We start from the raw sequence: 12,356 nt of genomic DNA, 5'->3' as shown, positions 1-12,356 counted from the left end.
TGATATTGCGACACAATATTCTACCTATTCAGATGGAGTTATTTACAAAAACCTAAATGATGAAAATTGTTATTTTGGAAAAGTCTTAACTACAAGAAGTAATGGACATATTTTTATTGAAGTGCTTAAAAATGATTTTAATATATACACTGCGAAAGCATCTTCAAACCACAAAAAAGTAAATTGTTAATGAAATACCCTGTGGCTAACAATGTATATAAGTCATTGGGCAAGTGTTAGTTAAATTAATGTTTATGAACATTAATAAACAACGTAGTAAATTGAAAGTTTGGTGTTTCAAAACGCCCAACGTCTCATATACTTTACCGTTGGCGGTAATGCAAAGAACTGTACAGCAACATATAAGAATATTAGATTTAATAATAGAAAAATAAAGGAGAAAAATTATGGGATTAACAGTTAAAGGTTGTAGCGGTCAAGAATACGTTTTTGAAGGACCTTATAATAGTACTAATCAATTGGAAGATCGTTCTGGTGTTTATTTTATTACTTGTTTTGAAAATGAGAAATACCATCCAATTGATGTTGGAGAATCTAAAAATGTTAAATCAAGAATTGAGACTCACGACAGAGCGGACTGTTGGAGTAAAAATTGCAATGGAAAATTAATGGTTGCAGTCTATTATACTCCAAACAAACAACAGCATGGAAGAATGGAAATCGAACAAGATATTCGCTGTAACTATAATTTTCCATGTGGAGATAAATAAAATCAAAAATATATGAAACAAGAAATTAAAGATATATTTCAAAACGTAAATGAATGGTTAAAGTTTGCCGAAGCAAAACATGCCGGAATAATTGCCTTGAATAGTGGAATTATATTAGGAATTTTATCAATTTATAAAGATTACAAAACATTTGTAGACTGGTATTTTATATTAGCAACTTTTATTTTAATAGGAATATCTATTATTATATCCTTGATTTCATTTTTTCCCGTAACTCAAAATAGTATTAACAAATCTGAAAAAGTTGATAATCTAAATGTCTTTTTCTTTGGAACCTTATCAAAATTGCATGAAAGTGAATTAAAAGAAGAATTGTTGAAGATTACGCCGAATTATACATTTGATAAATTTGACGATGATTTGATAAATCAAATAATTGTGAACTCAAAGATTACTTCAAATAAGTATAAACTATTCAAATTTTCGGTATTAATGACAGCAATCGGACTTGGATTACCAATAATCAATGTTTTAATTCGGCTAATATGGCACTAAAAGAAGATTTAGAGAATAAAATTAATTCATATTTCAATGAATCTTATGAAGTTGAAGAAACTACAATTGTACCCGATACAGATTATTCAAAATTAACTTTTGGGAATAAAGGTTTAACTGCTGAACTTGCGTTTTTATATGTTGACATAAGAAAATCAAGTGAACTGCATACAACTTATGGATTTGCCAATGCAGCCCGGATTTACCAAAGTTTTCACGATATATGCGTGCGAATTATCAACTACTTCAATGGAAGTATAAGATCGTTTGATGGAGACAGGGTTATGGGAATTTTTTCAGGTGATAGTAAATGTACAAATGCTGTTAAATCTGCAATGAAAATTCGGTGGGCTGTTGATAAATTACTTTCAAAGCATTTAAAAACACCAATAAAAATAGGTTGTGGGATTGATTATGGTAAAATTTTAATAATAAAGGTAGGTAAAGGCGGAGATGATAACAATAAAGATATAGTTTGGGTTGGACAAGCCAGCAATTATGCCGCTCATTTATCTGGTTATGGAAAGAACTCAATAATAATTAGTAAGAATACATATGACAGAATGCACGCTTCGACTAAGTGGAAAGATGAAAATACGAAAAAGGAAAATATGTGGACTCATAAAAACTTAACATTAAGAAACAATAAGAAAATAGAAGTATACGAGACAAGTTATTGGTGGAAATTATAAAGCACTTACCGCCAACAAAGGCTATACGTAATGCGAGCGACAGTAATAAATTGAATGATGGTGCAAGTAATAAACGATAGTAATAACCTGAAAAGTAAGTGCCCTTAATCTCGCACTACGCATAGCCAAACCGTTGTGTGGCATAAATTTTAAAAATATGATAACTACAAATGTTTACACGAGAGTTTTCCATATAAAATATGGAGAAGGGTCAGGCACCTGTTTTGCCATAGATTATGAAGGCAGACAATATTTAGTAACAGCTAGGCATGTAATAGAAGGATTGGCTGATGGCACAAATTTTGAACTTTATTACAATGGTAATTGGGTATTTGCAAGCTAACTTAACTGGTCATCATGCAACAGCAGACGTTTCCGTAATTTCTATTAATCAAATACTTGCAAATCTTGAATTAGAACCTTCATCTAATGGTATAGTACTTGGACAAGATACATTCTTTTTAGGATTCCCTTATCAAATAGCCGATGCAGAACATAGTGAAATAAATAGAAACTTCCCTTTACCACTTGTAAAAAAAGCAACACTTTCAGCAATACTTAACGATGGGCAAGGTAATTATATGTTATTGGATGGAATTAACAATCCTGGTTTTTCTGGAGGACCTGTTGTTTTTACCCAACCTAACCAAAATCGATATAAAATTGCAGGAGTAATTTCTGGATATCGTTATGTAGAAGATTCGGTATATGACAATGGTGTAGAAACTCAATATAAAATAAGAACAAACATAGGTTTAATAATTGCCTACAATATTGAATATGCAATTGAACTGATACAGGCCAATCCAAACGGTGTTAAAATATAACGCCACACAGCAAAGGCTATACGTAAGGCGGGTAAGGTTCTAATTATGAATATTCTAACAATAAATAAAATTAGTGATAAATTGAAAGTATGGAGTTTCAAAAAACCGCACTACGCATAGCCAGACCGTTGTGCCCTATGTATAGGAATGACTATGGTACTTAATAAATTGATTATTTAAAAAACAAATGACAGCTATGTATTTTGATATTGATTTTTACGGAAATGGTAGAAATCATTTTCACTTTCATGGACACGGACATTTCTCATTTGAATATAATGAAGTAATTCTTGATCCATCTGTTCTTTATTATTTAGGATTTAAAAGAATAAAGCAAACTGACATTATCTTTTATCTACCAGATAATATGATACGGCTGATTGAACGTTCAAAAGAAAATGAGAAAAATAGAGAATTTTAAAATCTTTCTTAACATTCTTCAGGTATGGATAGATGTATATTCAAACTTAGTTGAAAATAAAAAAAGAAGAGACTCCAAATAATTTGTAATATTGTTTAAGCAATTAACAAAAAAAATTAAAAGGAGTCTCTGAAATGAAAGATAGTAAAATTAGCCGAGAAAATCTTGAATGGTATCTAAGTCAACCAAAAGAAGTACAATTAGGATTGTTTGAAAATTTTGTAGAGATGGCAAAATTGCACTATAATCAGTTAATGAAAGAAGAAATAAAAGAAAAGACGGGGGAGAAGTATGAACGGGGTCATCGATATAGTCGATGGGGCAGCAATCCCGGCAGCATAAGAATAGGCGAAGAGAAAATAAGAGTAGAGGTTCCACGATTTTATGACAAAGAAGAGAGACGTACGGAAGAATCATCCTATTACAAGTTACTCCACGAGATAGCGAAACCGAGTGAAATAATACTGAAGAAAATAATAAAAGGTCTGAGTCAGCGGGATTACGAGGAAGTAACCAGAAGCGTATTGGAGAGTTTCGGAATAAGTCAGTCGAGTATAAGTCGGGCATTTATAGAGGAGAGCAAAAAGCTGTTAGAGGAATTTGAGCAGAGGGATTTGGGAGAGCATGATTTTATAGCATTGGTAATAGATGGTAAATATCTGAGTCATGAAAATATAGTAATCGCTTTAGGAATAACGATGAGCGGAGTCAAAGCGCCATTAGGATTTATACAAACGACGAGTGAGAATAGCGAGGCAATCAAAGGGCTGTTAAAAAATTTAATAGGCAGGAACTTCCGGTTTGAGGAAGGATTGTTGACCATTATAGACGGTTCAAAGGGGTTAAAGAAGGCAGTCAAAGAGACCTTTGGTAAATTTACGTTAACGCAACGCTGCCAGTGGCATAAAAGGGAAAATGTAGTCAGTTACTTAAGAGAAGAAGAAAAGGCAATATATAGAGGTAAAATCCAGAGAGCATATAATGAGCCTGATTATGAGAGAGCGCGGAAGAAATTACTCGAAATAAAGGAAGAGTTAAAAAAGGTGAACCGTACGGCAGCCAACTCGCTTGAAGAAGGGCTCGAGGAAACATTAACAATGCACAGGCTTGGATTAGTTGAAGCCCTTGGCAGATCATTTACGACAACAAATCTGATAGAGAACTTAAACTCGCAGTTATCAAAATATATAAGAAAAGTAAAACGCTGGATGAATTCTGAAATGAAAGCCAGGTGGGTAGCGGCATCGTTATTGGAAATAGAAAGAAAGACTTGCCTGCTGCAAGCAGGTGAGAAGAGTAAATAATTATGAAAAATTACCCTTGCTTCGTTCTGCTATTAAAACGGAATTAAAACTTATGAAAGAAGAGGTAGCTTAAAAATAATGGGGTCTCTGAATTTCAACTAAATTTGACTTTATGCCTATGGATATGGGAGGAGGTTTGAAGATGAAAATATGAAATTGTTTCATAGCAATATAGAAACAATGACAATTAAGCCTATTTCCTATGAAAACATCAAAACTGAACAAGAAGATTATTATGGGAAATATTTAAAAATGTTCTCGAAACATGATTTTTATATTTCAATGAGCCCAATGATTAATTTCTTAGGGGATTATATCGCTAAGATTCTTGAGTTTAGCAAACAAACTGGAAAAATAATCCTTAGTAAATCAAGAAAATTAGCTGACCTTCTAAAAGAAAATATTACATCTATTGAATTGCCAAAACGAATTATGAATATACCCCAAAATCTTGATGATGCACTTGAAATGAAAAGTGATTTTTTAAATAGAATGTTTGATTTTAGAGGCGGAAGGACTGCAAAATTTTTCATTGCTGTATGCTTAGGTATCGGTGGATTTATTCATCCAGCAATTGGTGGATTAGGAGTTGCATTTGTTTTTGTAGACCCATAAATAATAAAGACTGAATAAAACACAGGGCATAACAAAGGCTATACCCAATAAGGGTTTTTATGGAAAATTGAAAGATAATGCAAGTAATAAAATTAGTTGATAAATTGAAACGAAACTGATATATAATCCCCTACAGGGCATAGTCAAAACGTTAGGTGGTATTAAAAAATGGATAATCGATGATACTAAGAATTAATAAAATTAAAAATTTTGGAATTTTTAAAGACTTTTCTTGGAATGGGTTGGATGATTTCAAAAAGAAAAATTTGATATATGGATGGAATTATTCTGGCAAAACTACACTATCAAAACTTTTTCAAAACTTAGAGTTTAAAGATAAAGACAAATTTTTTGCTGGTTCAGAGTTCAATATTATTATCTTTAAAGAGAATGTTAATAAAGATTACGGTGAAAATGAATTAGAAAACTTTCCATTCGATGTAAAAGTATTCAATACAAACTATATCAAACGAATTTTCACTTGGGATAATCCATATTCTGATATTCAACCTATATCATTTTTTCTTGGTGACCCATCTGGTGAATTAGATAAAAAGATTAAAAAAATTTGTAAATATAATCAAATTTTAAATAAAAGAGCTGAATGCTTGAAAAGCCAGTATATTGATGAATTTGAAAAATACAACAAACTAAATGGAAAATTTTCATTAAAAGCAAAAGAAATTAGAGAGAATTACCTAAACAACAAATTAGACCAAAACAAGTTAAATAAAGGTACAATCCTAGAAATTACAAATAGAATAAAAGTAAATATTGAAGAATATATCCTTTCTGATGAGGAAAGGGATAAAGCAAAAGCGGAAGCAATTGCAGAAAACACTTATGAAACACAAAAGGAAGATTTTAGTTTTCAAGAGAATCTTGAAACACTAGCGAAAAAAGTAAAATCTATATTAGAGGACACAGCTCCAAAATCAATCTCTTTTCCTGAATTAGATGAGAATGAAGAATTATTTAATTGGGTACAAATTGGTTTAAAATTACATAAGGATTCTACCGAATGTAAGTTCTGCACCAAAACCTTGCCAGATAATAGAATTGATGATTTGAATTCGTACTATTCTAAAAAACTGCAAGAAATCCAAAGTGCAATTACAAGAACACTAGAAAGTATTACATCGGAACGAAAAAAAATTGAAATTAATTTTTTTGATAAAAAGAATTTAGCTCCTAGTTTCCAAGAAGATTATCAAAAATCCATTGACAATTACAAAGAAACTGCAAAGAAATACGAAGTTCAATTGTCAATTCTAGAAAATGATTTAAAACGAAAAAATTCTCAACTTTTTAACAACATTCAGGCTACCGAAATTGAAGTCGTTAGTTTAAATGAGGATTTTGAATCAATAAAAAAATCGGTTAAAGCTCACAATGATTGGATTTCTGAATTCGATAATAATAAGATGCAAGCATTAGAAAAGATATTGAATCATTATGTTGCCGAATATTTAAGGGAAGAAGACTATATTACAAAAGAGAAAAATAAAAACCGCGCAGTAGAAATTATTACAAATATCGAATCAAAAATATTTGCAAACGATTCCGCTAAATTAGAACTTGAAACACAGTTAAAAAGTACAGTAAAAGGTCAAAAAGAACTAAATGAAATTTTAAAGATTCTTTTACATCGTGATGATATAAAATAGAGATAAGAAATGATAAATTTACTCTTGAACGAGGCGGGCATCCTGCAAGTGATTTAAGCGAAGGTGAGAAATCCGCTATTGCATTTGCTTATTTTTTAACAGAGTTAAAAGCGTTGCGTAATGACGATCCTCCCAAATTGCCTAACACAATAATATTTATTGATGATCCAATTTCAAGTTTAGACAGTAATCATATTTTTCAAGTAAGAGAGTTATTAAATCGATTTTTTAAAGAAGATGACTTTGCGCAATTATTTATATCAACTCATAATTTTGAATTCTTTTCAGTAATGTTAGATACTAAGCTCTTTGGAAGAATTCAAAAGAGTACATCCGAAGATAAACGCCCCTTATATTTTATTAGGCGAAATGATGATAATACTGCAATAATAAAGAAATTACCTAATTCATTTAGCTTATATAAATCTGAATATGTTGGATTGTTTCATATAATTTATGAATTTAATAACTTAAATAATAAAGAAGATTTTACTAATTTATTAATTCTACCAAATGCTGTTCGAAGATTTCTTGAGTTATATACTTTGATGAAATACCCGAGTGAACAAGAAGTCGATAATAGAGTTAAAACTGTATTTAATCCAGAAGACAAGCCCACTTATAATACTAAACTATTACACTGGTTTTCTCATCAAAATCAATTTGAGAAAATTCAACAGCACGATGATAAAATTTTGCAACTAGAGGGTGTTATCAAAGAATTATTAAACCATATTAAAGAAAATGATAAATTACACTGGAAAGGTTTAATTGGCGAGTAAAAAGGACACTGCCTAACATTGCGTATAAGTAATTGCGGGCTAATTTCTATAAATGAAACAAATATTAATAAAATAAACGGTAGTACAAAAATGAAAGTAAGTGCAAAAAATCCCGCACTACGCATAGCCAGACCGTTGTATCTAATGCAAGGAAACATTCTGCACAAATAGAAATTGAAAAGATTATGAAAGCCATTTTATTATCATTGGGAACAAGAGGAGATATTGAACCTTTTTTGGCAATAGCAGAAAAATTACATAAAAAGGGACATAATGTAGTTTGTGCGTTTCCAGTTCAATTTAAAAAACTGGTGAATGAGTCGAAATATGAATTTTATGGATTAAGTGAGAAGTTCTTGGAATTGCTTGAAGGAGAGAAAGCTAAAATTGTACTCGGAGGAAAAGGGAATGTTTTTCAGAAAATAGGAGCTCTGATTTGGATGTTGAGAACTTCTCAAGCTATGCAAAAAGAAGTTATTACTCAACAACATGATTTGATTGAAGAAAAGCAGCCTGACATTGTAGTTTATAATCAGAAGTGCTTATATCCAATGATATGGGGGATTAAGAATCCTGGTAAAACAACATTATTAAGTCCGTTGCCTTGCACAATGCATGAAACAGGGAGTCATGCCTCTTTAGGAATGGGAAGTGATTTAGGAGTTACGCTTAATAAATTCACTTATCGTTTCTCAAATTTCTTCTTATTTAAAACTATTTTAAGCTCAACAAAAAGATACCATAAGCAACTTGGAATAAAAGTTAACTACTCAATTATTAAAAAACATATTTTACGAGTGGAAGAAATGATTTATACCATTTCGCCAAGTTTATTCCCTAAACCATCAGATTGGCCAGAAAATGTTCACATAGTTGGGTATCATGAGAAAGATGTAAATTCAGATTGGAAGCCTTCAAAAAAATTGGAAGCTTTTATATCTAAACACGATAAAATATTGTTTATCACTTTTGGTAGTATGACAAATCCGAATCCTGAACAAAAAACAAAAGAAATTTTATCAATATTGACAAAGCATAAAATTCCTGCGATTATCAATACAGCATCGGGTGGCTTAGTTAAGGTTCAGGAATGCCCAGACCACGTTTTATTTTTAGATACTATCCCTTACGGTTGGATTCTACCCAAAATGTATGCGGCAATTCATCATGGAGGTTCTGGTACTTTACATACAGCACTGAAATATGGTTGTGCAACTATGATTATCCCTCATATTCTAGACCAACATATATGGAATGACTTACTTACAAAATTAAAAGTTGGACCTAAAGGAGTGTCTATAAAGAAATTCTCTATTAAAAGTTTCGAAAAAGGAGTTTTAGATTTACTACATAACGAAAAATACAAGGAAAATGCGATTGCGATTGGAAATAAAATGCAAAACGAAAATTATGAAGATTACTTATTAAAAGTAATACTAAAGCAATAAAGCACTAGTTACGACAATGTGTATAGTGCATCCCGACAATTCGGGACGAAACCATACACAAAACCGTTTGGTGGTAATTAAGAAAAGGTAATTGATATGATTAAATATTTAGAGAAAAAACCAGGATTTTTCGAAATAGGTGAAACCTATTTAAAACTTAACTTAGAGTTCACTGAAGACAACAAAAAATTATTAACCGATATTTATTCTTATATATTAAAAGAAATATCAAGAGAGTTATTAAAGGAACGGAAAGTAAAAATTTCGATTGAATTTGACGAAGGTTCTTTAAAGACGAAAATTAAGATTTGGGGATTGATAGCAACAATTTATATTGGAATTGGTAATTATGGAAGTTTTAGACAAGGAATCCGTGAAATTATTAATGATGTTAGAAACTTGTCTGAATATGTTATTCACTATTCTCAAAATGAACAACCAATTGGACAAAAAATAATTCGCTCTGAAAGACGAAGGGGATTCTCTGGACGAATTTATAATATCTATGATAGAATTGATAAATTAGAAAGAAATCTAAATAATCTCTCACAAAATGAAATTAGAAACGAATTAACTTCAATAAAACAAGAAATTTCGAATATTGGTGTTCTTTTACCGGAAGAGATTAATCAACAGTTTTTAGAAGAATTACCTAATAATTATCGTGATAACTTACCCGAACCAAATGAAAGAAAAGTTAGATACTTAATTAGTAGATATGCTCTTAAACCAGAAGATAAAATTGAATTTATTGAATAATAACATACCGCCAACAAAAAATATATTGCATGTCGCAATTTGCTGCAACTTGAAAAATAATATTTTCAAAATTAGGTGAGCACTATATTTAAACCGTAATGTGCCATAAAAGAACTTCAAATTAAATATAAACTACAATGAATTATGTAATTTTGATATTTGTTCTGATTTCGTTTATTCCGACAAAGGGATTATCTTGTTCGGCATTCACTTATACAAAAAACGGACAAATAATTTTAGCCGCCAATACCGATGCTTGCAGAAAGGTTAATGGACACATAATTGTTAATAAAAGGAATATTTTAAAGAAAAGCGACTGGCCAAATATTCATGGAGAATATACAAATTGGATATCCAAATATGGAAGTATTTCATTTACTTATTGCTGCAGAGAGTACTCTCAATATGGTATAAATGAAAAGGGACTTACGGTAAGCACGGTTGGATTACCCAATAGTAAAGGGCCCGAGACTGATGAGAGGCCCGGATTATCGGGTAATTTTTGGATTCAATACCTTTTAGACAATTGTTCAACCATTGAAGAGGTAATGGCGGTTGAAAAAGACATTAGAATTATAAACACACAGGATCAATATTTGATCTGTGACAGCAATGGAAAATCACTAGTGGTTCAATGCCAAGACGGAAAAATGATTTACTATTTTAATGAAAAATTACCGGTTCAGGTGCTAACGAATGAAAAATATGCTAATTGTTTATCCAACTATAAGAAGGGAGTTATACCTGAAAACGACCCTTATATCTCCAATAAAAGATTTCAAATAGGAAGCAATATGCTACTTGAGCCAAATATTAATGACAATAATTACATTGATTTTTCATTTGATGTCGATTTTTCATTTGATGTCTTAGATAAGATGTCACAACATCCCTGCACACAATGGAACATAGTTATTGATATTAAAAAAAAGACTGTTTATTACAGAACCAAAACCGCACAAAATATCAAATATTTCAAACTTGATGAATTCGACTTTTCATGCAATACAAAAATGATGATGTTAGATGTAAATCAAAATTATTCTGGAAATGTGAAAAAGTATTTTAATGATTATTCAAAAGAGAAGGATTTCAATCTTCTAAAGGAAGCTTTTGCTAATTTTGGCATTATTAAAACTGAAGATGAGTTAAAAGAGCTTGTCGATTTTTTTAATGATTTTAAATGTGTTAAATGATTAGTCTAAATTTGATGTATAAGAAAATTCTACACACATATAACCCGTCCACAAACCGAAATCCCGCAGGCATGACATAGCTATCATTGCAAAACCTTATGTCACCCGTCCCGGGTTTTTGTCTATGATTGATGATTCTGTGTCTATAGTTATGCCAACCCTCCGGGTTTATATTTTGCCCAGAGCAATAGCCGGGCGATAATGAAATAAGAAAAAATATTTTAGAGCATCGAAAATTTATGACCCACCAACCCCGTAGGGGTGAAATGATTGTAACGAGACAGACCGGACAGAAATCTAAACCCCGAAGGGGTGAAATAGCAATCGCCGCGAAGCTTTATGTCACCCGTCCCGGGTTATGTCTATGTTGATGATTCTGTGTCTATAGTAATGTCAGCCCTCCGGGTTTCAATGATGCGATTGACGACAAAAAATTAAGAGCTTCCATAATCTGTTGTATATGAGCGAATCTTAGATTTTATCCCCGAAACAGCAATTAGATTTTTATTTATTAAATTTATTATCCGCAAAATAATGAGGTTAACATGACATACAGAACTTTTATCATTTACATATTTTCATTCGGGTTAGTATTGGCGCAGACCCCCGATTCTTTGAAAGGGAAGTGGATTCCCGGATTAACAACGGGACTCGGCATCAATCAGGTGGCTTTCAATAACTGGGTAAAAGGAGGCGAAAATTCGATCGCCTGGACGCTCTACGGCGATTTTAAATTAAAATACGGAGCCGACAAATGGAATTTCAAACATCAATTAAAAGCTGTTTACGGCAGAGCGAAAATAGGCGAAGCCACTTATAAAACTACTGAGAACGATCTATTTATGGAAGACGTCCTTTCGTATAAAGCCGGATGGGCTGTCGACCCGTTCTTCTCGAATTCTTTGAGAACGCAGGTGACCAAAGGATACGACTACAAATTAACCGGCGCTCCCAACGTGTCGGATTTTTTCGATCCCGGTTATATTACTCAAACCTTCGGCTTCGCTTACGATAAATATTCGAACATTACAACAAGAATCGGCGTCGCATTTCAGGAGGTAATATCGAACCGATTTATTCAATATACCGACGACCCGGAAACGAGCGAAATCGAAACTTTTAAGTTCGAAACGGGATTCGAATCCGTTACGGATATGAATTTTAAGCTCGACGACAATATCGCGCTTGCAAGCAAATTGAGATTGTTCTCGCGTTTCGAAAGTCTGGATGTGTGGGACGTAAGGTGGGACAACGTAATTACCGCTAAAGTGAATAACTGGCTGAGCGTAAACTTTACTTACTTGTTGCTCTATGAAAAAGCGCAGTCGTTAAAAACGCAGACTAAAGAAGCGTTGCAAATAGGAATCACTTATTCTATTTTGTAATTATGGGTATGTT

The 12,356-nt window shown here is 32.0% G+C and carries 12 protein-coding genes and 1 pseudogene; all 13 read left to right on the top strand.

What is annotated here, in order from left to right; genetic code table 11:
• Positions 1-190, top strand: a 190-nt coding sequence (locus tag ACSSWA_RS06340) for a hypothetical protein (RefSeq protein ID WP_437355716.1), incomplete at its 5' end; no start/stop codon positions are given.
• Between the two features lie 217 nt (positions 191-407).
• Entirely contained in the window at positions 408-731 is a 324-nt protein-coding gene (locus ACSSWA_RS06335) for a hypothetical protein (RefSeq protein WP_437355715.1), read from the top strand.
• Positions 732-743: 12 nt separating this feature from the next.
• The gene (locus ACSSWA_RS06330; protein ID WP_437355714.1) at positions 744-1,247 is read left to right on the top strand and encodes a Pycsar system effector family protein; all 504 of its coding nucleotides are present in this window, start codon (positions 744-746) and stop codon (positions 1,245-1,247) included.
• Positions 1,238-1,939 (top strand): adenylate/guanylate cyclase domain-containing protein, encoded by a 702-nt coding sequence (locus tag ACSSWA_RS06325; protein WP_437355713.1) that lies wholly within the window; start codon positions 1,238-1,240, stop codon positions 1,937-1,939. Before ACSSWA_RS06330 ends, ACSSWA_RS06325 begins: the two co-directional genes overlap by 10 nt.
• Before the next feature lie 290 nt (positions 1,940-2,229).
• Positions 2,230-2,766 (top strand): hypothetical protein, encoded by a 537-nt coding sequence (locus tag ACSSWA_RS06320; protein WP_437355712.1) that lies wholly within the window; start codon positions 2,230-2,232, stop codon positions 2,764-2,766.
• A gap of 555 nt (positions 2,767-3,321) precedes the next feature.
• Positions 3,322-4,564, top strand: a pseudogene (locus tag ACSSWA_RS06315) (IS256 family transposase).
• A gap of 77 nt (positions 4,565-4,641) precedes the next feature.
• Positions 4,642-5,106, top strand: a complete 465-nt coding sequence (locus tag ACSSWA_RS06310) for a hypothetical protein (protein WP_437355711.1) — start codon at positions 4,642-4,644, stop codon at positions 5,104-5,106.
• 179 nt (positions 5,107-5,285) lie between these two features.
• Positions 5,286-6,773, top strand: coding sequence for an AAA family ATPase (locus ACSSWA_RS06305; RefSeq protein ID WP_437355710.1), 1,488 nt, complete (start codon positions 5,286-5,288; stop codon positions 6,771-6,773).
• The gene (locus tag ACSSWA_RS06300) at positions 6,770-7,555 is read left to right on the top strand and encodes an AAA family ATPase (protein ID WP_437355719.1); all 786 of its coding nucleotides are present in this window, start codon (positions 6,770-6,772) and stop codon (positions 7,553-7,555) included. Before ACSSWA_RS06305 ends, ACSSWA_RS06300 begins: the two co-directional genes overlap by 4 nt.
• A gap of 185 nt (positions 7,556-7,740) precedes the next feature.
• Complete coding sequence (locus ACSSWA_RS06295) at positions 7,741-9,003, top strand: glycosyltransferase (RefSeq protein WP_437355709.1); 1,263 nt, start codon at positions 7,741-7,743, stop codon at positions 9,001-9,003.
• A gap of 96 nt (positions 9,004-9,099) precedes the next feature.
• Positions 9,100-9,762, top strand: coding sequence for a hypothetical protein (locus tag ACSSWA_RS06290; protein WP_437355708.1), 663 nt, complete (start codon positions 9,100-9,102; stop codon positions 9,760-9,762).
• A 137-nt stretch (positions 9,763-9,899) separates the two neighbouring features.
• Positions 9,900-10,958, top strand: a complete 1,059-nt coding sequence (locus ACSSWA_RS06285; protein WP_437355707.1) for a linear amide C-N hydrolase — start codon at positions 9,900-9,902, stop codon at positions 10,956-10,958.
• 545 nt (positions 10,959-11,503) lie between these two features.
• On the top strand, positions 11,504-12,343 hold the full coding sequence (locus ACSSWA_RS06280; protein ID WP_437355706.1) for a DUF3078 domain-containing protein: 840 nt from the start codon (positions 11,504-11,506) through the stop codon (positions 12,341-12,343).
• Positions 12,344-12,356: the final 13 nt, after the last annotated feature.

The organism is Melioribacter sp. Ez-97 (assembly GCF_051488665.1).
In the GTDB taxonomy this organism is placed as follows: Bacteria; Bacteroidota; Ignavibacteria; order Ignavibacteriales; family Melioribacteraceae; genus Melioribacter.
The sequence above is the reverse complement of the archived record's forward strand: the minus strand, read 5'-3'. Positions and strand labels throughout refer to the sequence as shown.

Bases quoted from the DNA above. Each gene is read 5' to 3' on its own strand.
- ACSSWA_RS06295 (WP_437355709.1), top strand. From the start codon at position 7,741: ATGAAAGCCATTTTATTATCATTGGGAACAAGAGGAGATATTGAACCT.
- ACSSWA_RS06325 (WP_437355713.1), top strand. From the start codon at position 1,238: ATGGCACTAAAAGAAGATTTAGAGAATAAAATTAATTCATATTTCAAT.
- ACSSWA_RS06290 (WP_437355708.1), top strand. From the start codon at position 9,100: ATGATTAAATATTTAGAGAAAAAACCAGGATTTTTCGAAATAGGTGAA.
- ACSSWA_RS06305 (WP_437355710.1), top strand. From the start codon at position 5,286: ATGATACTAAGAATTAATAAAATTAAAAATTTTGGAATTTTTAAAGAC.
- ACSSWA_RS06335 (WP_437355715.1), top strand. From the start codon at position 408: ATGGGATTAACAGTTAAAGGTTGTAGCGGTCAAGAATACGTTTTTGAA.
- ACSSWA_RS06330 (WP_437355714.1), top strand. From the start codon at position 744: ATGAAACAAGAAATTAAAGATATATTTCAAAACGTAAATGAATGGTTA.
- ACSSWA_RS06320 (WP_437355712.1), top strand. From the start codon at position 2,230: ATGGCACAAATTTTGAACTTTATTACAATGGTAATTGGGTATTTGCAA.
- ACSSWA_RS06280 (WP_437355706.1), top strand. From the start codon at position 11,504: ATGACATACAGAACTTTTATCATTTACATATTTTCATTCGGGTTAGTA.
- ACSSWA_RS06310 (WP_437355711.1), top strand. From the start codon at position 4,642: ATGAAATTGTTTCATAGCAATATAGAAACAATGACAATTAAGCCTATT.
- ACSSWA_RS06285 (WP_437355707.1), top strand. From the start codon at position 9,900: ATGAATTATGTAATTTTGATATTTGTTCTGATTTCGTTTATTCCGACA.